26 protein-coding genes are annotated in these 21,149 nt (G+C 39.2%); 19 read left to right on the forward strand and 7 right to left on the reverse strand.

The window, feature by feature from the left end:
* Nucleotides 1-62: 62 nt before the first annotated feature.
* Complete coding sequence (locus VEB00_01990; GenBank protein HYF81787.1) at nt 63-701, reverse strand: hypothetical protein; 639 nt, start codon at nt 699-701, stop codon at nt 63-65.
* 271 nt (nt 702-972) lie between these two features.
* Between VEB00_01990 and VEB00_01995 the strand changes: the two genes are divergently transcribed.
* From VEB00_01995 to VEB00_02030, 8 genes are all read left to right on the forward strand, one after another.
* The gene (locus VEB00_01995; GenBank protein HYF81788.1) at nt 973-1,620 is read left to right on the forward strand and encodes a hypothetical protein; all 648 of its coding nucleotides are present in this window, start codon (nt 973-975) and stop codon (nt 1,618-1,620) included.
* 149 nt (nt 1,621-1,769) lie between these two features.
* On the forward strand, nt 1,770-2,156 hold the full coding sequence (locus VEB00_02000) for a hypothetical protein (GenBank protein ID HYF81789.1): 387 nt from the start codon (nt 1,770-1,772) through the stop codon (nt 2,154-2,156).
* A 238-nt stretch (nt 2,157-2,394) separates the two neighbouring features.
* Nucleotides 2,395-2,733, forward strand: a complete 339-nt coding sequence (locus tag VEB00_02005; protein HYF81790.1) for a cupin domain-containing protein — start codon at nt 2,395-2,397, stop codon at nt 2,731-2,733.
* Between the two features lie 39 nt (nt 2,734-2,772).
* Nucleotides 2,773-3,657 (forward strand): nitroreductase family protein, encoded by an 885-nt coding sequence (locus VEB00_02010; protein ID HYF81791.1) that lies wholly within the window; start codon nt 2,773-2,775, stop codon nt 3,655-3,657.
* A gap of 41 nt (nt 3,658-3,698) precedes the next feature.
* The gene (locus VEB00_02015) at nt 3,699-4,352 is read left to right on the forward strand and encodes an HAD family hydrolase (protein ID HYF81792.1); all 654 of its coding nucleotides are present in this window, start codon (nt 3,699-3,701) and stop codon (nt 4,350-4,352) included.
* Between the two features lie 81 nt (nt 4,353-4,433).
* Nucleotides 4,434-4,820: a DUF1801 domain-containing protein gene (locus tag VEB00_02020; protein ID HYF81793.1), complete on the forward strand. Its 387-nt coding sequence runs from the start codon at nt 4,434-4,436 to the stop codon at nt 4,818-4,820.
* A gap of 355 nt (nt 4,821-5,175) precedes the next feature.
* On the forward strand, nt 5,176-6,273 hold the full coding sequence (locus VEB00_02025) for an NAD(P)-binding protein (GenBank protein ID HYF81794.1): 1,098 nt from the start codon (nt 5,176-5,178) through the stop codon (nt 6,271-6,273).
* Between the two features lie 64 nt (nt 6,274-6,337).
* Nucleotides 6,338-7,225 (forward strand): radical SAM protein, encoded by an 888-nt coding sequence (locus VEB00_02030; protein ID HYF81795.1) that lies wholly within the window; start codon nt 6,338-6,340, stop codon nt 7,223-7,225.
* 58 nt (nt 7,226-7,283) lie between these two features.
* On the opposite strand, the gene VEB00_02035 is transcribed toward VEB00_02030, so the two are convergent.
* Both VEB00_02035 and VEB00_02040 read right to left on the reverse strand, forming a co-directional pair.
* Nucleotides 7,284-7,439: a L,D-transpeptidase gene (locus tag VEB00_02035; GenBank protein HYF81796.1), complete on the reverse strand. Its 156-nt coding sequence runs from the start codon at nt 7,437-7,439 to the stop codon at nt 7,284-7,286.
* Entirely contained in the window at nt 7,396-7,734 is a 339-nt protein-coding gene (locus VEB00_02040; protein ID HYF81797.1) for a LysM domain-containing protein, read from the reverse strand. Before VEB00_02040 ends, VEB00_02035 begins: the two co-directional genes overlap by 44 nt.
* Here VEB00_02040 and VEB00_02045 point away from each other — a divergent pair.
* Nucleotides 7,624-7,866 (forward strand): hypothetical protein, encoded by a 243-nt coding sequence (locus VEB00_02045; GenBank protein ID HYF81798.1) that lies wholly within the window; start codon nt 7,624-7,626, stop codon nt 7,864-7,866. The two genes, VEB00_02040 and VEB00_02045, sit on opposite strands and share 111 nt — an antisense overlap.
* Nucleotides 7,867-7,885: 19 nt before the next feature.
* On the opposite strand, the gene VEB00_02050 is transcribed toward VEB00_02045, so the two are convergent.
* The 3 genes from VEB00_02050 to VEB00_02060 form a co-directional block, all read right to left on the reverse strand.
* Entirely contained in the window at nt 7,886-8,620 is a 735-nt protein-coding gene (locus tag VEB00_02050; GenBank protein HYF81799.1) for a TVP38/TMEM64 family protein, read from the reverse strand.
* A 21-nt stretch (nt 8,621-8,641) separates the two neighbouring features.
* The gene (locus tag VEB00_02055) at nt 8,642-9,196 is read right to left on the reverse strand and encodes a hypothetical protein (GenBank protein HYF81800.1); all 555 of its coding nucleotides are present in this window, start codon (nt 9,194-9,196) and stop codon (nt 8,642-8,644) included.
* A 216-nt stretch (nt 9,197-9,412) separates the two neighbouring features.
* Nucleotides 9,413-9,787, reverse strand: coding sequence for a L,D-transpeptidase (locus tag VEB00_02060; protein HYF81801.1), 375 nt, complete (start codon nt 9,785-9,787; stop codon nt 9,413-9,415).
* A gap of 254 nt (nt 9,788-10,041) precedes the next feature.
* Between VEB00_02060 and VEB00_02065 the strand changes: the two genes are divergently transcribed.
* The 5 genes from VEB00_02065 (at nt 10,042) to VEB00_02085 (ending at nt 12,786) form a co-directional block, all read left to right on the forward strand.
* Complete coding sequence (locus tag VEB00_02065) at nt 10,042-10,398, forward strand: DUF2512 family protein (GenBank protein HYF81802.1); 357 nt, start codon at nt 10,042-10,044, stop codon at nt 10,396-10,398.
* A gap of 160 nt (nt 10,399-10,558) precedes the next feature.
* The gene (locus VEB00_02070; protein ID HYF81803.1) at nt 10,559-11,062 is read left to right on the forward strand and encodes a GNAT family N-acetyltransferase; all 504 of its coding nucleotides are present in this window, start codon (nt 10,559-10,561) and stop codon (nt 11,060-11,062) included.
* Between the two features lie 20 nt (nt 11,063-11,082).
* Nucleotides 11,083-11,622, forward strand: coding sequence for a hypothetical protein (locus VEB00_02075; GenBank protein ID HYF81804.1), 540 nt, complete (start codon nt 11,083-11,085; stop codon nt 11,620-11,622).
* Between the two features lie 26 nt (nt 11,623-11,648).
* Nucleotides 11,649-12,488: a GNAT family N-acetyltransferase gene (locus VEB00_02080; protein HYF81805.1), complete on the forward strand. Its 840-nt coding sequence runs from the start codon at nt 11,649-11,651 to the stop codon at nt 12,486-12,488.
* 94 nt (nt 12,489-12,582) lie between these two features.
* Entirely contained in the window at nt 12,583-12,786 is a 204-nt protein-coding gene (locus tag VEB00_02085; GenBank protein ID HYF81806.1) for a DUF6465 family protein, read from the forward strand.
* Between the two features lie 2 nt (nt 12,787-12,788).
* Here VEB00_02085 and VEB00_02090 read toward each other — a convergent pair whose 3' ends face one another.
* Nucleotides 12,789-13,250, reverse strand: coding sequence for a YbaK/EbsC family protein (locus VEB00_02090; GenBank protein HYF81807.1), 462 nt, complete (start codon nt 13,248-13,250; stop codon nt 12,789-12,791).
* A gap of 111 nt (nt 13,251-13,361) precedes the next feature.
* Between VEB00_02090 and VEB00_02095 the strand changes: the two genes are divergently transcribed.
* The 5 genes from VEB00_02095 to VEB00_02115 all read left to right on the forward strand — a co-directional run bounded on the left by VEB00_02095 (nt 13,362) and on the right by VEB00_02115 (nt 20,994).
* Complete coding sequence (locus VEB00_02095; protein ID HYF81808.1) at nt 13,362-14,357, forward strand: zinc-dependent alcohol dehydrogenase family protein; 996 nt, start codon at nt 13,362-13,364, stop codon at nt 14,355-14,357.
* Nucleotides 14,358-14,758: 401 nt separating this feature from the next.
* Nucleotides 14,759-15,796 (forward strand): FtsH protease activity modulator HflK, encoded by a 1,038-nt coding sequence (hflK, locus tag VEB00_02100; protein ID HYF81809.1) that lies wholly within the window; start codon nt 14,759-14,761, stop codon nt 15,794-15,796.
* Nucleotides 15,797-15,816: 20 nt separating this feature from the next.
* Nucleotides 15,817-16,743: an SPFH domain-containing protein gene (locus VEB00_02105; protein HYF81810.1), complete on the forward strand. Its 927-nt coding sequence runs from the start codon at nt 15,817-15,819 to the stop codon at nt 16,741-16,743.
* A gap of 104 nt (nt 16,744-16,847) precedes the next feature.
* Entirely contained in the window at nt 16,848-18,434 is a 1,587-nt protein-coding gene (locus VEB00_02110; GenBank protein ID HYF81811.1) for a DEAD/DEAH box helicase, read from the forward strand.
* A gap of 226 nt (nt 18,435-18,660) precedes the next feature.
* Entirely contained in the window at nt 18,661-20,994 is a 2,334-nt protein-coding gene (locus tag VEB00_02115; GenBank protein HYF81812.1) for a YcdB/YcdC domain-containing protein, read from the forward strand.
* Nucleotides 20,995-21,149 lie beyond the last annotated feature (155 nt).

Raw genomic sequence — 21,149 nt, forward strand, 5'->3', positions numbered from 1 at the left:
ACAAGGTACCTGTCCCCTATGTCCCTTTAGATTCTCCTTTTTAATCAACCTGCCGAAAACAATTATGGATTAGAAGGTTGAGCGTTAAGCCAATTCATGTGATGACTTCGGTCTTTACCAGGTATTTCATAAAACAACTGAGACAAGAAAGAAGCTTCGTGAATGACGAGACTTACTGTTGAGAAAATTCTCATCATGTCATCACGGAATGGATACCGGTTAGATACAAGATTCTCCACAGGCCATTCAAGATAATTTGCTAATAAGTCATATTTTTCAGCGTAACTTTGCACAAGTTTTGCAAAATTGACCTGTTCAGTGAGCGTTCTTTGGTCTGCATGAAGTTGCAGATTTTCAGTTCCGGGAGCTATTATTCCACGTTTAGTCCAATCCTGTATTGTAGAATCAAGATTTAGTGACTTCACATGTTCCTCGACGTCTTGTCGAACTTTATGGGTCTCAATAAGGTTCCCTGCTCTGTTAAACGCAAGCGCCGCTTCAATGCATTTCAATCGCCCAGACTTTGCAGCTTCTGCAGCAAGGGGCAGATTGTGCTTGTCATCCTCAGCGAACATAGAAAAGATGAGTGATAAGCCCTCTAAGGATTCAATAGTTCCTTTTAATATATGGGTCTTCATTAAGTCATTCGCAGCTTGATCTTCGAGTATATCGGCTTCGGGGAAAGGCCGCAAGCCAGACAAACTACCACCGGTAGCTTTGTTTTTCGGTCATTGAGGATTACATACCCAACCCATAATGTCATTCTCCTTTCAAGTTAGATTTATTATTTGATTGAACATTATTTAAATATTCGAAATTTATGGTTCCATTATTGCGTTAGATTTATTCAAACAAATTGATGTGTAGTGCATATCCAATAGAACTGCTAAAGAAAGAAATAGAGAAACTTTAGCCTTTGCATCTTGTACCCAAAATTATGCAATATCTAATAAAAATAAAGGAGATGAAGTTTTGAATAGAACAAAGCTCAAAGAAGCCGAAGAAAGATTTCTTGCGCGATACCCCGGGGGCTTTTCTGATCCATTGATGCTCGAAATTGCGAAGAAGCATAAAGTAGAGAAAATGAACAAATTGGCACAGGATAGCTTCGCAATTGAACAATTTGAAAGTTCAAACAAAATTGCCGATTCCATGAGCAAGATTGTCAGCCAGTCTTCTATGGTTTCAATTTTTGAAAAACCCAAATTTAGAGACCTGGTAAAAGCCATCGACGACAATGAAAAAGAACGTCTATCTCTTGGATTGAAGGAATTCCTACATGGGGATCAGGAGTCTGGCTTTAAGCTGATGTCTGACTTGCTCAGAGAATACAAGCTGGCTAAATGGCCGTTGTTAACAGTATACCCCGTCTATTACAGACCGAGTGTGGAAGTTTTCATCAAACCTACCACCGCAAAAGGCGTTATTGAGTACTTTGAATTGGAAGGACTCAAATACAGCCCTAATCCAACCTTTGGATTTTATAGGGCTTATCGGGAACAAATCAATCAGATGAAAGAGGAAGTTGCTGCTTCACTGCACTTTGATAATGCGGCTTTCTGTGGTTTCCTTATGATGTCTATTGAGAATTTTACAGACTCCAAAAAGGCAGATGAATAAAATGTGTACCGGGTACAGCAGTTAAGTGGTTATTTTTGATTCGCTTCACAATAACCGCATATCCTCTATAATCGGGACAATAATAAATGAGAAGTTTTAAAGACCAGGCAGACTCGAAAAACAATTCATAAATTATGGGAGGAATTCTAATGATTAAAGCTTATTTAGCAGGGGTTGAATCTCTATATGAGGGAGAGAATATAGAAGTTCGATATAGTATCTATGAGGATCAAGCGCTCTTATGCAATGAATCTATCGTGATGGAATACAAGAAGCCAGCAATTGTAGGACAAATTGCATTGATAACACTCCTAAGGAAATTGAAAAAGTACATGGGTAAAGAGATAGTCATTATTATTAATGATGCTGCTTTATATGAGATCGTTAGAGGAACATCAACAACGAAAAATAATGATGTTCTAAAAATGGCAGTTCAAACGAGAAAAGAGTTTAACATGTTTCGAAACATTGATATTAAGGATATTAGTAAAGATAAAGCAGAATTGGTGGAATGGCAGAAAGTGTTATGGAGTTAAGGAGCTATATGGTGCATTATACGGTAAGTAAGATTGGATAATAATTATATACCGGTGAGATGAAATTTCATCTTGACCGGTTTTATTATTTTTATGGATATACTCAAATTTATATTTCTAAATATGTGATAAGAATCACATATTTAGAAATATGGAAATGATATATTATATATGTAAGTTATTATTATCTAAATGATAATATATTGGATGAAATAAGTTAATATGAGGAGGATTAATAATGGAACAATTTATAAAAAACATTGAACTTTCGAAGGTGCTGGAAATGGAGTCTTTGGTTACATATCAAGAAGGACAAGTAATTAGCAGGACTTTAGCTCAAGGAAAAAATTTAAGCTTAACCTTATTTGCTTTTGCCAAAGGGGAAGAAATAAGTTCTCACTCATCTAGTGGAGATGCAATGGTGTATTTGCTTGATGGAGAAGCGGATGTAACAATTGGTGAAAAGACTTTTCATCTGAAAAAAGGTGAAACTATTGTAATGCCGGCAGGAATATCTCATGCACTACTGGCTAGTGAACAATTTAAAATGCTTTTAGTTGTGGTGTTTAGACCTTAGTATTCAATCAATAGATTTATAAAATAAGGGGGCAGAATTATGAGTTTTAGAGAATTCACGGCAAATATTCTATCAATCAGGGATTACGAGGAAACCCGCTTAAGAGGGATAGAGCTTGCTGATATCAGTGAATATTTGAGAAAAATTAATGATGGTATTGGCAGAGAAAAAGGTTTTTCACTTATTATGATCATAAATGGTAAAGAGGTTTTCGATGACTTAGAGGGTATTGGCGGCTACAGCGGCATTATGATCAAAAGTCCGCATTACATAGCGCTTACTACTACCAAAGAAGATACTGAAGCTGAATTTTTGGGAGCATATTATATGCAGGCAGCAGTCAAAAAGCTGTACGATATGAATATAGGCAGCTGTTGGATAAATATAAGAAGCATATCTCACGACTTAAAATCGAAGCTGTTGAAAAACCATGAAGGAAGCATCAACTATCTATTGGCGCTCGGACTTGCAGATGAGGAAGCTATTAAACAGAAGACTCCACACATGACTGTAACAAATACAACGCCTGAATATAAACAAAACCCCTATGGAACAAAGGTTAATGAGGCTGCATCCTCTGACAGATCAAGGCATTCCATAGGTGAGATAGTATATTTATATGAATGGGGAAAACAAGCGACCTATGAGGAGTTGGAAAGAAGAGGCGTGGCGGATATATTCTTCTATGTCAGAAACGCACCTTCTTATAAAAACTTGCAGCCCTGCAGATTAATATTGAAGGACGGAGAAATTGATCTCGCAATTCTACATCCTGAAGATGCAGCAAGCTATACTGATGCAGGCATTATGATGTACACCCTGGAAGGCTTGGCTAAAGATTTAGGAATTCCAGGAGAATGGCATTTTATCAAAGATGATTCAAACAATAAGGAGTATCGCATAGTAGCAAAAATAAAACTATAAATGGCTGGGAAGAAATAATTACATAAGTAAAGGTGAGACAAATGAAAAAGTATGATACTGTTATATTTGATTTGGATGGGACGTTGCTTAATACTCTTGAAGACCTTACAGATAGTGTCAATTATGTGTTAGCATTGTATGGCTTTCCATGCAGAAGGATGGATGAGGTCAGGAGTTTTGTCGGTAATGGCGTAGCTAATTTAATGGGACTTTCCATATGTGATGGGTTTGATAATCCGCATTATGAAAAATGTCTTGCAGATTTTCGCAACCATTATTCGGGGAATCTGCAAAACAAAACTGGTGCTTATAAAGGAGTTATGGAGCTTTTAGGAGAATTATCAAAAGAAAATTATAAGCTGGCAATTGTATCAAACAAATTTGATAAAGCAGTAAAAGAGCTTAACGAAGTCTATTTTGGAGAATATATAAAAGTGGCAATTGGAGAAGCAGAAGGTGTTTCTAAGAAGCCAGCACCTGATACTGTGATAAAAGCACTTGAGGAATTAGGTTCTGCTGCTGATAAAGCGGTATATGTAGGTGATTCAGAAGTGGATGCTAAAACTGCTAAAAATTCTGGGATTATGTTTGTAGGTGTAACATGGGGATTTCGGGATAGAGAGGTTTTGGAACAGGAAGGTGCAGACTATATTATTGATAGACCGCAGGAATTATTAAAAATAATTGAAGCATAGGGATAAGGAACTGAATACTCATACAAGCAATTGCACGAGGCACAATCCAAAATATAACTCTATATACGAAAGGAGATAATAGTGGAAAACGAAAAAAAGGAATACAGTACCATTGATGAATATGTGAGATGTTTCCCCTCTGAAATCCAAAAAAAGTTGGAAGAGATACGAGCTGCAGTAAAAGCGATAGCACCAGATGCAGAAGAAAAAATAAGCTATCAGATGCCTACATTTTACTTAAACGGGAATTTGGTACATTTTGCTGCGTTTAAAGATCATATCGGATTTTATCCGATACCAAGTGGTATTGAGGCATTTGAACAGGAATTGAAAGAGTATAAAAGAGGGAAAGGGTCAGTACAGTTTCCTCTGAATCAACCATTACCTATGGAATTAATCAGAAGAATAGTTGAATTTAGAGTTGAAGAGAATCGCAGAAAGCCTGCGAAGAATACCAGAAAAATATAATTAAATCTGGTGAAAATTTTATTAAGCCTCAGAGAAAGCGAGTAGGAGGAGATTCAAATATATTCAAGTGTTAAAGGACTGCCAATGGAGGGTGCAGTTGCACTATTTTGTGCTGTGCTTGTTGTTCTTTATGGCAATACTATAAATTATAGAAAACAGAAAAAGAATGAGGGATAGACTTCGAGGTTATTAGGTTATTATACTTATCACTTGCGAAAGGTCGCCTGGGTGACCGATAAGTTTGGTGTCACATGGCAATTGGTGTGGGAGTAGACAGAACCCTATTTCATATGATTATTATTCCAATATCCTGGTTAATATAATATTGCCAGAAAACCAGGAGGAGTAAAGAAAAATGAAAGTTGCAATATTAGGAGCAGGACTATCAGGGCTGTCATGTGCGAAATATCTTGAGGATAATAATATAGAACCAGTAATTTTTGAAAAACGTGAAAGAGTCGGTGAGCGCTTTCCCAATATGGAATCAGTTATGCAATTAGTACATAGGCCGATGAAAGACCCGGTTATCTATATAAATAAAAAGTATAACATTAATCTGATGCCAACAGGATTAGTACATACAATAGAAATATATTCTCCTAATCATAAAGCAACTTTTACAGGTTACAACTTAGGATATACATCAATACGCGGCCATGATGACCGCTCTTGGGAATGTCAGTTGGCCAGGCAAATTAAAGCAAAGATTCATTTTAATTCTACGGTCACTTGGCAGGAGCTTGAAGAGGATTTTGACTGGGTTATAATTGCTACAGGAGATCCCACTATATCAAGAGAACTTAAGGTATGGAGGACAGATATCGAAGCATTTTTGAAGGGCTGTATCGTCAAGGGCAAATTCGACCTGGGTGTTTCAAAAATCTGGTTGAATACTAAATTAAGCAAAAATTGCATGGTGTATTTTGCACCCTTTGATGCAAATGAAGCCAGCTATTGTACAGTAGCAATTCCCTCTTCGCCAGAGGAACTGGATACCCTTTGGTCAAGAACAATAGAAGAACTGAAGTTTGAACCTATACCCAAGACTGAATTTAAGTATGAAGAATATAAAATGGGAAGGGTCTCGACCAGACGAATAGGAAAGAAACTACTTATTGGTGCAGCAGGAGGGTTTGTTTTACCTTTTATGGGGTTTGGTCAAATTCCATCAATATTAAGTGGTGTATATGCTGCTGAGTCAATAATTACAGGCAAAGACTACAATAAATTGACTTCATGGTTTGATAAACAATATGCAGATGAATTAATACTAAGAAAATATGTAGACAACATGGATAACAAAGGATTAGATAGATTGGTTTCTTTTCTTAGTCTACCAATGGTTAGCAAACTTGCAGCCAATACCAATTTACCCGTTTTAGGCATAGCAGCAAAAGCCATTCGCTCTAGGAATCTTATAAAAAGACCCATAGCGCAAAAGACTAAAATATGACACACAGTTGTCATGTTACTCATGTTATACTGGTTGTATAATATGATGAAAAGGATTATGAAATATGAAGTATATTCCGGCAAAGACAATCATTTCAGGCTATATGGACAATAATTCCTGGTTTGGCTGCAACTATAATATGAATATTTACAAAGGCTGCTGTCATGGCTGCATCTACTGTGACAGCCGCAGTGAATGCTATCATGTAGAGAACTTTGATGAGGTAAGGGCGAAAGAGAATGCTCTTGCCATAATTGAGCGTGAGCTAAAATCCAAACGCAGAACTGGTGTGGTTGGAACAGGTGCAATGAGTGATCCGTACAATGCATTTGAAAATAAATACCGTTTGACAAGAGGTGCGCTATCACTTATCAACACCTACCGATTTGGTGCCTCCATTGCTACAAAGAGTAATTTGATTACAAGGGACATAGATATTCTAAAGGAAATACAAAGCCATTCTCCTGTACTAATTAAGATCACAGTTACCACATGGGATGATGAACTATGTAAAAAGATAGAGCCTAATGTGGCAGTATCATCAAAGCGGTTTGCTGCGGTTAAAGAGCTCTCCGATCAGGGTATATTTACAGGCATCCTACTCATGCCTGTATTGCCATTTTTGGAGGATAACGAGGAAAATATAAGAGACATCATACGTTATGCATATGAGAGCGGGGCAAAATTTATTTATCCCGCTTTTGGTGTAACATTGAGGCAAAACCAAAGGGCTTGGTATTATGAAAAGCTTGATGAGCAGTTTCCTACCCTCAAGCAGAAGTACATACAGCAGTTTGGCAATTCCTATGAGTGTCATTCGCCAAAAGCGGAGATGTTGCGGCAGATGTTTCAGAAGGAATGTGACAGATATGGCATACTATATAGTATGGGAGATATCATAAAGAGTTACAAGCAGGGATATGGGAATACTCAGCTTTCACTATTTGATTAACACATAGAACAAAAACAGTCTTACATCTATTGTACAGCCTGTTTTTTTTATCGATACACTAAAATATCCTTACCACCGTGCCAACACCTACATTGTTGAAGAGATCTTCCACATCCTTGTTGAACATCCTGACACAGCCATTAGAAGCTGCTGTGCCAATGGAAGCGGGATTATTGGTGCCATGGATTCCATAGCTGGGTGCTGTTAAGCCCATCCACCTGGTGCCATAAGGCCCCCCAGGATTGACCTGCTTGGTCTTTATATAGGTCGTTTAGATCAATTCCGTAGTTTGAGTACAAAAGCTGCTGAGAGGAAATGCCGAAGTATTCGGCTATTGATTCCATTGTGTCACCTGAAGCAACAACATAGTAGTTTGTTGTGGGACAGGCAGGATATAATTGAGTTTTCATAGGAACACAAAGCTGCTGGCCGACTTGCAGTTGGTTCGGACTGATGCCCGGGTTGGCTTTTATGATGTCGCTGACGATTGTATTGTAGAAAAAGGCAATGCTACCAAGTGTGTCACCAGACCTGACGATATAAGGGACGGATCCGCTTGGACACTGTCTGTATGCTCCGTTAGTCATATTAATCACCCCCAAAAAGAATGCATTTACATAATATTCCATAGGGGCGGCTAATGTTACACTAATTGGTCGGTTATTTAACAATCTCGGGATCTACTCTCAGATCATCCTTTTTCTTATACAGAAGGTTGTGCAGAAAGGCTATGATGCGGTCTTTCATGAAAAAACCTGTGAGCAAAAGCAGGCATGCGAATACAGAGACTATGGCTACAACTGCATAATTGCCCTGCTGCAGATTTGCTCCAATATAGGAAGATGCAACTATGGCGGGTATACGTGCAACTGAAGATATCATAAAAAACGTCATAGGTCTTACAGGGGTAATCCCTGCCAGATAGCTCAAAGCATCCTTGGGCATGCCCGGTATAAGGAACAAGATGAACATCGCAATTTCAGACTTTGGATTGTTTATGAGAAAGCTGAACTTTTCAAGCAGCTCTTTTGGCGTAAACAGATTAATAAGGGAGTATCCCAGAAGTCTGGAAGCGAAGAAAACAATGATAGAGCCAAGTGTGATCCCTATAATTGAATAGATGGACCCAAACAGTGTCCCATAGATATATCCCCCTGCAATCTGGGTCAGATCTCCCGGCAAGGCTGCGATTATGACCTGTAGAGTCTGTACACCTATAAATACAATAATTCCTGTTGCACCGTAGGACGACAGTATGGTTTTGAAAGCACCGGGATTTGACGCCATGTATACTATATTTGCTGAATACTTTAAAGCAGTAATTGCTACGGCGGAAATAAAAAGCAGCAGCAAGCTTACTCTGATTAATAGTTGTATTAGCTTTTGTCTATTCATATATTATTCTCCTCGCATAAATCAGACCTGTATAAAGACTGGGAAAAGGTAGCGCTCATTTACAAACCCCTCATATAGGATTTCTCTGTTTTTTATAGAGTATAAATCGTCTGTTCTTGTTAACTCAGGGTCTTTCTCGGATTCCAGCACATTGCTTTTTATCAATGCTTCAGATATAAATTGGGAACAGAAATAATAGTTTTTCCTTTTTAGCGGTTTATTAAGCAGGATTCCATATAAACCTAAGAAATTGTATTTATATTTATCTTTTTCTTTTGAAAACTTCTCAATATATTCCTGAAGCGCATAATACTGTTCATCTGTTATTTTTACTCTTAGAATCATGCATTCACAGCTCGCAGATTTGCTGAATACCCCGCCATGGAGGCTTTCTACAACGAAACCTCCCGAAAAAGGATTGTTGGGATTAATTCTGCCAAAGGAATACATTTCGGTAAAATCACTGTCAAAGCTGAGGGATGCATGAGGATACCTTATATCGGAAAAGGCAGAAATCAGCCTGGAGAGCCAAGTACCTGTTTTTGAAAAAACTAAATAAATATATCTGTTGTTCATATGCCATTACCACTCCTAACAGTTCAAATAAAGCAGCATTACTGCCTATAATGTATTTTAGACTTTAATACTTACAGTAGTTTTAAAGAAACATTAGAATTCAATTAGATAGTGCTCTTACAGGGTACATATATAGGTAAAGACGAAAAAAACGACAGCTTGCGTCAAACAAGCTATCGTTATTTTTTTTTGCTGATTAGAAAATAAAAAAATTAACTATACAATTTTGACTTTCGTACCCACGCCCACCAAATTAAACAGTTCAATAACGTCCTTATTGTACATCCTGATGCATCCGTGAGATACAGCCTTCCCAATGGATGAAGGATTATTTGTGCCATGTATTCCATAGCCCTTTCTGTTAAGTCCCATCCATCTTGCTCCGAAGGGGCCACCCGGGTTCACTTGTTTATTGATTATTCTATAAGTGCCTGTTGGAGTTTTAGTCAGGATTTTTCCAGTAGCTATAGGGTATGACTTGAACCACTTTCCATCCTTAAGCAAATGGAGCTTACGTGTCTTGGTATTTACAGTTATGCTGTAGCTTACACGATAATACTCAGGGCTTCTCATAAAAGGACAGTAATACATAATACTCCTCCTATATGCTTCGCACTAAATCACTAATATAATTCTTCAATAGTGCGAAACGTTTTCATTGATGTTATAAATCACAGCTATTCCACGTCACCTTCTATTGCGATTTATATGCAAAATGAATGTGATATGTAATGTGTTCTTAGAAAATATTGTCGTTCAGAACTATATATATGTGGGAATACAGTAATATGAAGCATATCTGCATAAAATTTGTTTATACTAGTATTGAAATGAGGTGAAAACATATGAAACATGTCAGTGCAATTTTAATAAAATTTATTATGGTTGCAGTGGTGCTATCAATTATACTTCTTTACACTACCAATCTTACTTTTTCTAATATACTGACGATATCAGCGGTAATAACAGTTGCAGCCTATTTGATTGGAGACTTGGGCATACTTCCTAAAACGAATAATATTATTGCGACCACCGCTGATGCAGGTTTATCATTAGTTGTCCTTTTAGTGTTCAACTGGGTCTATCCTTGGGCGGCCATTTCATTTTTCGATGCATTGCTGGCTGCAGTGGGATTAGCCTTGGGAGAATGGGTATTTCATAAGATTATATCACCGCCCCCTGCAGTACGTTACCGCAGATAGGAGCGGCCAAAACTAACTTGAAATCAATAAAAACAAGAAACACCTTGGATAGGGTGTTTTTTGTTTTTATAAATTTCACTTAGCTATTAAAGGAAATAAATTACAAGTGCAGAATATATTGTACTAACTGTTTATTGCAATGAAGAAAGGTGGGGTTGATATGAGAGAAAAGCTTGTACCGGATGATTTTATTGTTCCTGAGAAGCTTGAAACAGAAAAGCTGCGATTAAGAATGCTGTCTACTGATGATGTTGTGAAGGACTATGAGGCGGTAATGACGAGTATAGAACATCTGCAAAGCTTATGTGATCCGTATGCAAGCGGTATATGGCCACGAGAAGATATGACTATTGAAGAGGACTTAAGAGATCTGGAAAGACATCAAAGTGAATTCCTGGCAAGAATAGCTTTCGCATATACTGTAATGTCTTTGGATGAAAGTGAATGCCTGGGTTGTGTATATATTGACCCAAGCCATGTAAAGGAATATGATGCAGAAGTATATCTATGGGTAAGGCAGAGTGAGCTTGAAAGAGGGCTGGAAGAGCACTTGTTTCAAACAGCGCAGAAGTGGCTGGATGAAGTGTGGCATTTCAAAAGGGTTGCATATCCCGGAATAAAGATTGGGTGGGAAGAATGGAGAAGTTTAAGATTCATGGACTAATTATAACGGAGGTGTTTGTAGTGAAACGCAGCAGATATGCATTGATAGTGATTGCCTTTTTACTTTTAACTCTGGTTGGATGTCAGAGTAAGGAGCAGTCCGATGTGCAGCCTCAACCAGAGATTAAAGCTGATACTAAACTGATTGAGGCGGTGGCAAGCGACTCGATAAATACTGAGGGGATGACAAAGCTCGGGGAGTTCTCCAATGATATAGACATGGATAATATTGAAGAGAAGATAGAGTTGTTTACAGCTGCGGGACGAGATGAAAAGGGAGAAATGGGGTGGGACGATGGCCAGGATTGGGTATTGGTGGTCCGTGATGGGGATAAGTCCTACCCTCTATTATCTCAGTATGTGCAGTTAGGGGTGGTTTATTTCACCGTATCTAACAGCGGTGAGGAGCCAACACAGAATATCACTGTAATAGTAGCAGAAGGTGCAAGCTTTAGCATGATGGGCTATGCTTTTGATAAAGAAAAGAATGGATTTAGGGAGGAACCTCTATATAAATCAGAGGATGACTGCTGGATTTATAGTTCAATGCCAAGTTACTAAAATTCTCTACAAAAGGGGGCAGCACGATGATTATAAAACAGTTTCACAATGCAAAAGAATATTTAGGCAGAGTTGAAGCCTTCCTCTTAAAGGATGAGGCTTTGAATATTCTCCCGCTTGGAATTATATATTCACTCGCTGAGAGTAAGGAGAACACTGATAGTCTGCTTGCATTGATTGAAGATGAAAATAGGATTCTGTTTGTCATGATTAGGACAACTATGAATTTGGTGGTCTACGGTGAGGGGCCGAAGCTTGACAAGGTCATCAACAAAGCTGTTGCCTATATTATAGAGAATAAAATTGAAATTCCGGGCGTCATTGGACCAATTAAGATAGCCACCAGGTTTGCAGAGCAATGGGAGAAAGTGACCAAATCAAGTATTAAGGTTAGGATGAACCAAAGGCTATATAGATTAGATAAAGTTAATGAAGTAAAAGTATGTGAGGGAAGGTTCAGAGCCGCTGCATCAGGAGATTCGGGTACAGCAGCAGAATGGACATATGATTTTTCAGAGGAGGCTCTTGAGGGTATATCGATGGAAGCGGCGACTGCACATGCGGAGAATAGCATCAGGAATGCCATACTGTATTTATGGGAGGATGGAGTTCCGGTTTCTATAGCAAGCAAAGCAAGGTCTACAAAGAATGGCATTGTACTCAATCTGGTTTATACTCCTATTGCACTTAGGGGTAAAGGCTATGCAACAAGCTGTGTTGCAGCACTGAGTCAGAAGCTCCTGGATGATGGCTATAAGTTCTGCAGTCTTTTTACTGATTTATCAAATCCCACATCAAACGATATATATACTAAAATCGGATATAACCCTGTTGCTGATTTCATTGTCTACGATTTTTGCGACTGATTATTTTTGATTTGACAAATATAAAAGTAAAGAGGATAATCTCTTTAATAAGTGGTTTAAATATACTGTTATGGAATAATAAGGAGGTGGAAATATGAAGATTAACACTTATGTGCAGTATCATGGAAAGCAAATTCTTACAGCTGACTTGGAGAAGAAGGTAAAGGAAGTTTGGAGGCAAAAAGGTCATATTGTTAAAGAAATCGAAAGCATAGCTCTTTACTTCAAGGTTGAAGAAAATGCATGCTACTATGTAGTAAATGGCACTCTTTCGGGTATGGTGCCGATAGAAGGGTAGACTTATTTGCAAACATCTACCCAAGTTCCGCCAGTCACTTCCTGCAAGCGTTCAGGAGATATTTTTACGGCAGAATTCACCGAGCCTGCAGCTGGATAAACATTTTCGAACTCTTTCATTGAAATATCCAAGTAAACATCCAAGCTATTCTTGAGGCCGAAGGGGCATACTCCCCCCACGGGGTGCCCAGTTATCTCCAGCACCTCTTCATGGTTCAGCATTGTCGCCTTTTCATGGAAGCAATCCTTGTACTTGCGGTTGTCAATTCTGGCGTCACCCTTTGTAACAATCAATATTTCTCTATCCTTTAATCCAAATGCCATGGTTTTTGCGATAAGCGCAGGCTCCACACCATGGGCCTTTGCAGCGAGCTCAACAGTAGCAGTGCTTCCATCATGCTCAAGTATATGAAGATCCATATATCCATTTTCGATAAAAAACTTTCTTACACTTTCCAAACTCATTACAATTACTTCCTTTCATTTGTATCGAAATCTCTAAGCGCATATGCTATTCTAATGGTATTATATCATTTTCGACAGGATTACAAAATATTAATCAAGGAGTGATTGATTATGAAGGCAATGGTCATTGACCGATTTGGTTCACCAGAGGTTTTTCGTGAGGAGGAGCTTGATGTACCTAAGCTGAAGGCTGGTTATGTGCTTGTGAAGGTGCATGCAAGCAGTGTAAATCCGATAGAGACAAAGATTCGCGCAGGTCTTGTTCCTGCTATAACGCCACCTTTTCCGGCAGTACTTAACGGAGATTTCTCAGGAGTTATTGTCGGGGTAGGGGAAGAAGTTGCAGGCTTTAGAGTTGGAGATGAGGTTTTTGGCTGCGCGGGGGGAGCCGCTAATGAAAGTGGTGCCTTAGCTGAGTATATGCTGGCAGACTCTAAGCTCATAGGGCATAAACCGCAAAATACCGATCATAGGATGGCTGCATTTTATCCCCTGGTAAGTTTAACTGCTTATGAACTGCTGGAGAAGGCACAGATAAAGCAAGGGGATAAAGTGCTAATACATGGAATAGCAGGAGGGGTGGGGCATATTGCTCTCCAGCTGGCTAAAATAAGGGGCGCGAAGGTGTACGGTACCGTATCGGGAAACTCCAAAGGCAAGAGCGCACTTGATCTTGGAGCAGATGCAGTTATCAACTACAGGGAAAAAAGTGTGGAGGAATACGTTAAGCAGTATACTGGCAGTAAAGGCTTTGATGTGGTGATTGATACTGTGGGAGGGGAAAACCTTTTAAACAGCTTCAAGGCAGTTAGGCTGAACGGGACAGTATGCACTACCAATTCCAGAGTGAGCTTGGACCTGGGGATGATGCACAGGAAGGCAATCAGCCTGAGATGTGTTTTCATACTGATAGCATTGGTGGATGGGGTAGATAGGGAAAGACATGGGGAAATATTGAAGGAAGTCAAAGAACTTATTGAGAGCGGCAAGCTAAAGATATTGAAAGCAGAGAAGGAGTTCTTGTTTACAAAAGCGGGAGAAGCCCATAGCTACCTGGAATCAGGAAAAGCCGAAGGTAAAATAGCACTTCTCAGTCCATATATATAATCAGTGCTGTAGATAAAAAAATCTCAAACATTGATATTAAAATGGATATCGAAGAAAACGAGAGATATATCAAGCGTTAGAGACATATTCTGGAATAATGAAAATTTACATAAACTGCGATTGGAGGAGCCCTGTGGCGTGATGCATACCTGCACTACCTGCTGTGCTCCTATTTTTGTTTTTGAGTCAAAATCAATTTATAGTGGCATAAACAAGTCAAAATGTGCCTTTGTGTTTTATAGGTGTTGATGATAAGATTAGCCACATAGACAGAATAGCAAATATATTTGCAAGACGTTAAAGAAGGAACTGAGAACTGGAGGATTTGAATAGACAAGCATCGAAGCTGCAGAAATGGAATATGTATAAAAATAGGAATAAAAAAAGAAAGGGTGTAGCTAATGTCAGATAAATTAGGGGGTATCCTGGGAGGACTTGCTAATGCCGTAAAAGGCGGAGCCGCAGGGCCAGGAGCAGGCAAAATCATAAAGAAGGTCGCCATTATTGTGATTCTCGGTTGGGTGGCGTTAAACTTATTGTTTGGTACAGTGTATAAGATGGATATTGGCTGGAATGGCGTGATAACCAGGTTTGGCAAGGTAGTGAAAATCGAGACAAAAGACGGACTACATGTAAAGCTGCCTTTTATAGACAATCTGCAGAAGGTTAATGTGCAGCAGATAAGGAAGCTTGAGTATGGATACCGGACACTGCGGGAAGGCGACAACGGGAGAGATCCTGAATACCAGGATGTTATGGATGAAGCAATGGTCATAGTCGACGCCAAAGGCAACAACAGCTCGGTGGTACTGACTAATATTGTGGTTAGGTATCGTATAATAGATCCTTATAAATATTTATATAGGGTTGATGATCTGGAAGGCACAATGATGCTTGCTTTGGAAGATTGCGTGAGAAATGCGGCTCAAATATTCACTCTGAATGAAGCCTTGACCAATAAAAGCATAATAGATGATGAGATATTCCCGGAATTTCAGAAGGTGTTGAACCAATATGATGCCGGAATACAGGTTGTGGAGGTAAAAACTCAGAATACTGAGCTGCTGCCGGAGGTTGATCAAGCATATCAGCAGGTTGAAGAAGCCAACCAGTTCAAGAACAGCAAGATACAGGAAGCAATGAAAATGAAAAATATGTTGGTGCCTCAAGCCGAAGCAGAGGCTAAGAAGCTTACTGAGGGTGCCAAGGGAGATGCTGCTATAACTGTAGCTAATGCTAAGGCGAGTGTAGCCCAGTACAATTCTTTATATGAAGAGTACAAGAAGAACCCGGATGTTGTAAGAGAAAAGTACTACGTGGAAGCTATGAGGGAGTTTATAAAGAATAACAAGGTTGTAGTGGATCTTACAGATAAAGGGCAGATGTATAAATTCTACAACATGGATCAAGGTGCGGTAAAACAGCAGGTTGCACAGTAAGTAGGAAGTGAGGGAAAATAATGATTAAGAAGATAATTATATGGGGTGCTGCAGCTTTGTTCATATTCGGACTGCTGACAGTGCCGTACACTGTGGCCGAGGATGAAGTAGCTCTTGTTAAAAGGTGGGGCAAGGTTCAGAAGGTAATAGTGAATACTCAGGACATGGAAAATGTAAGGGAAGCTTTGAAGGATAAGGGTTATAATGTAGAAGTCACTGACCGGAAGGGCTTGAACTTCAGACTTCCTATAGCTGACGATGTAACAGAGTATACAACTAAATATCTTACTTATATATCTGTAAGAGATACTGTTAATACTTCTGACCGAAAAAAGATAGATATAAATATGTATTCCCAGTATAGGATTGTAAACCCGGTGCTGGTAAATATGAGAAGCTATGGCAAAGGTGACCTCAACAAGCTTATGGATGACAGGGTATATCCTGTTGTAATTCAAACAGCCAATACCCTGAGGTTTGATGAGTTTTTCGATAAGGGTAAGACTGAGTCAGTGTTGAAGACAAGAACAGAAGCGCTGAGCAAAGAGCTCCTATTTGATTATGGCGTTGAGGTTGCTGATATTGCGATACACAGAAGAAACTTCCCGACAGCCAATATCCAGTCAATACAAAATAAAATGATTGAAGAGATAAGAAAGGATAGTGAAAAGCTTAAGGCAGAAGGCCAGTCCCAATATGACAAGGACGTATCTGAAGCAGAAAGGCAGAAGAAAGAAGTAATTGCTAAAGCCATAGAAGATTCGGCAAATATCAAAGCTACTGCTGATACGCAAGCGATTAAAATATATGAGGAATCTCTAAGTAAGGATTTAGAGTTCTATAGATTCATACAGAGGACGAACACCTATAAGGAAATGAAGGATACAACGGTATTCGTGGATAAGGACAATGACTTCATGGATTATCTGAATGGATATAAAAGATAGGCAAAAAACCTATCTTTTTTTTTAGGTATGAAAAATTTTGTTGCAAACTGAGCATAATAAATGTATTGTTAAATAGTTACATAAAAAAGATAGGATGGTAGTGAATGGAAACAGTGAAATTTGAAGATTTAAATTTATCAAGTGAAATTCTTAAAGCAGTAGAGAATAAAGGTTTTGAAGAGGCATCTCCGATACAAGCGCAAGCAATTCCCTACGCACTGGAAGGAAGGGACGTAATTGGCCAAGCTCAGACCGGAACTGGAAAAACAGCAGCTTTCGGCATACCGATGCTTGAAAGGCTAAGTCATGAAGAAAAAGCAATTCAAGCACTGGTGTTATGTCCGACAAGAGAGCTTGCCATACAGGTCGCTGAGGAAATCAGGGAGCTTGCCAAGTTCAAAAGGGGAGTAGAGATTCTCCCTATATATGGTGGTCAGCCTATCGACAGGCAGATGAAAGCTTTGAAGAGAAGGCCGCAAATTATTGTAGGAACACCTGGCAGAGTTATGGACCATATGGAAAGAGGTACTCTGAAAATTGACCATGTCAAAATGGTAGTTCTGGACGAAGCGGATGAAATGCTGGATATGGGCTTCATAGATGACATAGTCACTATACTAAAGTCTGTTCCAGACGAACGACAGACCTTGTTGTTCTCTGCAACTATGCCAAGGCAGATTTTGGACCTCACAAAGAAGTTTCAGAAGAACCCAAAGCATATAATGGTAGTTCATAAGGAACTGACTGCACCTAAGGTTGAGCAGGTATACTTTGAAGTAAAAGAAAAGACTAAACCGGAAGTATTATCAAGACTTATTGATATGTACAATCCGAAGCTGTCACTGGTTTTTTGCAACACAAAGAGAAAAGTTGATGAACTGGTAGCGGATCTGCAGGGCAGAGGATATTTCGCTGATGCACTTCACGGAGATTTGAAGCAGGTGCAGAGAGATAGGGTAATGGCTAAATTCAGGAGCGGAGCGGTAGATATTCTTGTTGCTACTGATGTAGCTGCCAGAGGTATTGACGTAGACGACATAGAGGCTGTATTCAATTATGATTTACCACAGGATGAAGAATACTATGTTCACAGGATAGGCCGAACAGCCAGAGCCGGAAGAGAAGGCAGAGCATTTACCTTTGTTATTGGCAGAGAAATTTATAAGCTGAGAGATATTCAGAGGTATGCCAAAGTTAAGATCACACTTAAGAAAGCACCGTCTTCTGAGGATGTAGAAGAAGTCAGAAGCAATATGTTCATGGAAAAGATAAAGGAAGTCATGGAAGAGGGAGACCTCAGCCCATATATTGCTTCAATAGAACGTTTGGCTGAAGAAGATTATGCCTCAATTGACATTGCTGCCGCACTTTTGAAAATGGCTATTGGCGGCAAGGCTAGAGAAGCACAGCCTGAAGAGAAGGACTTCGAAAATACTGGGGGAGAACCTGGAATGGTAAGACTCTTCATAAATATCGGCAGAAACCAGAACATAAAACCTGGGGATATTGTTGGAGGCATTGCTGGAGAAACAGGTATTCCGGGCAAGCTCATCGGCAGTATAGATATCTATGACAAATATACTTTTGTTGAAGTGCCGAGAGAATACGCCAATGATGTAATAAAGACTATGAAAGACAATCAGATAAAAGGCAAGAGAATTAACATAGAGCCAGCCAACGCAAAGCACTAGCAGGGGAGCAGTAATAAAGAAATAGTTATTGACTAGTGAAATAGGAGTCAGCCGAAAGAGGTTGACTCCTATTATTTATGTGTTTGGAGTCACATTCGCCATTCAGATGACCTGTTTCCTTTCTTAGTTTGCAATTCGGTTACAAATTGTCATTTTCGTTGTAAAAAAGAATGTTAGATAATATAATGGAAATGTGTGGAAATTATACTGAAAGGGGTTTTATGAAATGTGGAAAAAAGTTGTTGCTACAGTAATTGTGCTTTTGCTTGCATTGGGAGGGGTATTTAATGCTGCTGCCGATAGCACAAGTGTATCTTCAAGCATTAGCATTATAGCACCAAGCAATTCAGCAAGTGCAACTGCAGTAGCAGGAAATCAGGTTGAAGAAAAGAATGTCAAGGTAACAAAGGAGGAAGCAAAGCAGATTTCTTTGGAAATGCTGAGGAAGCATTTTGGGCTTGAAATTGACGAGAAAAAATACCAGGAGATGGTGCAGCTGACTCCGGGCTATGAAATTGGGAAAGGTTATACCTGGCAGCTTAACTGGAATATGAGCAATAGTGACATGTTTACACATATAAGCACAGTTATTGATGCTTCTACGGGTAAGTTTTTGGGGTTCAACAGAAGTCAAAGCTACAGGAATCAAGAACAGGTGATAGTTGCTGACATTACAAAGGATCAAGCCCGTAAGCTGACAGAAGAGTTCCTTAAGAAAATCAACCCGGAAGAATTTAAACAAGTAAAGCTTGAAGATTACGGAAGTGAAATTTTATACTCCAGCAGGGTAAGACCAAATTACAATTTTAACTTTACCAGAGAAGTCAATGGCTTAAGCTATCCGTACAATTACATTATGCTTGGAATAAATGGCGCTGACGGGAGTATAGTAAACTACAGCATAAACTGGCAGTATGATTTAAAATTGCCGGCATTAGAAGGTTTGGTGGATAAGGAAAAAGCTCTGAGAATTTTCAAAGACAAGTTCAGTATGGACTTGAGCTATATATCTGCAAGGAGCAGGTTTACAAGTTATATGGCACCTACAGAGACAAAACTCGTATATACGCCAAGCCCTGACAGCGGTGTAGTCATAGATGCAAAGACAGGGGAGGCATTGGGCTACAATGATCAGAAGCTTGATACTCTCAAAAAAAGAGATATATCACAAGAGCAGAAAAATAAAATGGCAGAGGGTAAATCCAAGCTGTCCGTAGGATCTGGCGAGTTGACCAGCGAAAAGGCAGAAGCCTACATTAACAGTCTGGTAAAGGAATTTTTCGGTTCGGGTTATAAAGCCGAAAATCTGGGCTATTCAGAAAATGAGATGGCAATGAATGAGGGAAGCAGGAAAACGTGGACTGCAGAAGTCATGGAGGATAAGCCGGAAGCATATCAGGGCAAGGGCACTATTTCAATAGACAGTACATCGGGAGAAATACTGAATATAGGAAGATATATTTTCGAGGATTGGTATGGAAAGGAATACGAGAGGAAGATCACTTGGGAGCAGGCTTATGATAAAGCAGCAGAGTTACTGGGGAAATATTATCCTCATAGGCTTGGAGATATAAGAACTGAGCAGATTTATCAGGAAAACCTGTATCAGGTTAATGGAAAGCTGATGCCTGACAGGATGATATATTTCAATTTCCCCAGACTTGTGAATGGAATCATGTATGCCAACAATTCAATAAATATATCTATTGATACACAGACAGGAGAAGTAAACGATTTGTACCATAACTGGAGTAAAACCCTCAGCTTTCCTAAGGCTGAAGGTATAATCGACAAAGAAAAAGCAGAAGAGCAGTTTTTCAAGGAATTTGATGTCAAGCTTGCTTATTCCAGATATAATGAGAAGGTCAATCAGAATGATTACTTGCCGAATCATAGAATTGTATATACCCTTGAGCATAAGCAGAAGAAAAACAGCAGCAGGAACATTGATGCTTTTTCAGGAAAGCTCCTGGACTATGAAGGCAATGAGTTGGGTGCAGTACAAAATAATTTTTACGAAACAATCAAGGGCAACCCTGCAGAAAAGGAGCTAAGCATACTGGCTTTCCAAAATATTATCGATACCAGGAGCTTCAAGCCGGATAGCGAGATAACGTACATGGAGCTCTTGAGGATGCTTGTCAATGTAAAGGGTTACCGACCTTATTCAACAAGAGACCAGCTTGAACTGCAGTTTAAGAATGTTGACAAGAAAAGTGAGAACTATCCATACTTGATGGAGGCCGTAAGGTATAGAATCATTGAAAACAAACCGGTGGAATTGAAGCTGGATGCAAAGGTTACAAGAGAGCAAATGGCTGAATGGATAGTGAAGCTGCTGAAATATGAAAAGCTGGCAAAGGCAAAGGGCATATTTGTGCTCGATTATAAGGATGCTGATGAGATAAACGGCGATTTGAAGGGTCATGTTGCAATAGCCAAGGGGTTGGGAATAATCGATGGGACTTCGGAAATGTTCGGACCCAAGGAAAACTTGAAAATGCAGGAAGCAGCTTTGATTATTTACAGGGCATTGGACAGTATGAGAGAAATAAAATAGAAGCCGGATATAAGTGATATGAAAGCTTCGCAGTGGATGCTGCGAGGCTTTTAATACTTATATTGTATCTGAGACATCATTGGGGCTAATAATATAATATTAACTGGCTGGATACAGATTGGTTTTTGCGATATAATTGGGATAAATTATTAATG

The organism is Clostridia bacterium (assembly GCA_035628995.1).
Taxonomy (GTDB): Bacteria; Bacillota; Clostridia; order Lutisporales; family Lutisporaceae; genus BRH-c25.

Coding starts and splice junctions, on each gene's coding strand:
- hflK (HYF81809.1), top strand. CDS start 14,759: ATGTCAGATAAATTAGGGGGTATCCTGGGAGGACTTGCTAATGCCGTA.
- VEB00_02060 (HYF81801.1), bottom strand. CDS start 9,787: ATGTATTACTGTCCTTTTATGAGAAGCCCTGAGTATTATCGTGTAAGC.
- VEB00_02110 (HYF81811.1), top strand. CDS start 16,848: ATGGAAACAGTGAAATTTGAAGATTTAAATTTATCAAGTGAAATTCTT.
- VEB00_02065 (HYF81802.1), top strand. CDS start 10,042: ATGAAACATGTCAGTGCAATTTTAATAAAATTTATTATGGTTGCAGTG.
- VEB00_02035 (HYF81796.1), bottom strand. CDS start 7,439: ATGGGCTTAACAGCACCCAGCTATGGAATCCATGGCACCAATAATCCC.
- VEB00_02030 (HYF81795.1), top strand. CDS start 6,338: ATGAAGTATATTCCGGCAAAGACAATCATTTCAGGCTATATGGACAAT.
- VEB00_02115 (HYF81812.1), top strand. CDS start 18,661: ATGTGGAAAAAAGTTGTTGCTACAGTAATTGTGCTTTTGCTTGCATTG.
- VEB00_02010 (HYF81791.1), top strand. CDS start 2,773: ATGAGTTTTAGAGAATTCACGGCAAATATTCTATCAATCAGGGATTAC.
- VEB00_02055 (HYF81800.1), bottom strand. CDS start 9,196: ATGAACAACAGATATATTTATTTAGTTTTTTCAAAAACAGGTACTTGG.
- VEB00_02050 (HYF81799.1), bottom strand. CDS start 8,620: ATGAATAGACAAAAGCTAATACAACTATTAATCAGAGTAAGCTTGCTG.
- VEB00_02085 (HYF81806.1), top strand. CDS start 12,583: ATGAAGATTAACACTTATGTGCAGTATCATGGAAAGCAAATTCTTACA.
- VEB00_02095 (HYF81808.1), top strand. CDS start 13,362: ATGAAGGCAATGGTCATTGACCGATTTGGTTCACCAGAGGTTTTTCGT.
- VEB00_02070 (HYF81803.1), top strand. CDS start 10,559: ATGAGAGAAAAGCTTGTACCGGATGATTTTATTGTTCCTGAGAAGCTT.
- VEB00_02000 (HYF81789.1), top strand. CDS start 1,770: ATGATTAAAGCTTATTTAGCAGGGGTTGAATCTCTATATGAGGGAGAG.
- VEB00_02090 (HYF81807.1), bottom strand. CDS start 13,250: ATGAGTTTGGAAAGTGTAAGAAAGTTTTTTATCGAAAATGGATATATG.
- VEB00_02105 (HYF81810.1), top strand. CDS start 15,817: ATGATTAAGAAGATAATTATATGGGGTGCTGCAGCTTTGTTCATATTC.
- VEB00_02080 (HYF81805.1), top strand. CDS start 11,649: ATGATTATAAAACAGTTTCACAATGCAAAAGAATATTTAGGCAGAGTT.
- VEB00_02005 (HYF81790.1), top strand. CDS start 2,395: ATGGAACAATTTATAAAAAACATTGAACTTTCGAAGGTGCTGGAAATG.
- VEB00_02015 (HYF81792.1), top strand. CDS start 3,699: ATGAAAAAGTATGATACTGTTATATTTGATTTGGATGGGACGTTGCTT.
- VEB00_02025 (HYF81794.1), top strand. CDS start 5,176: ATGAAAGTTGCAATATTAGGAGCAGGACTATCAGGGCTGTCATGTGCG.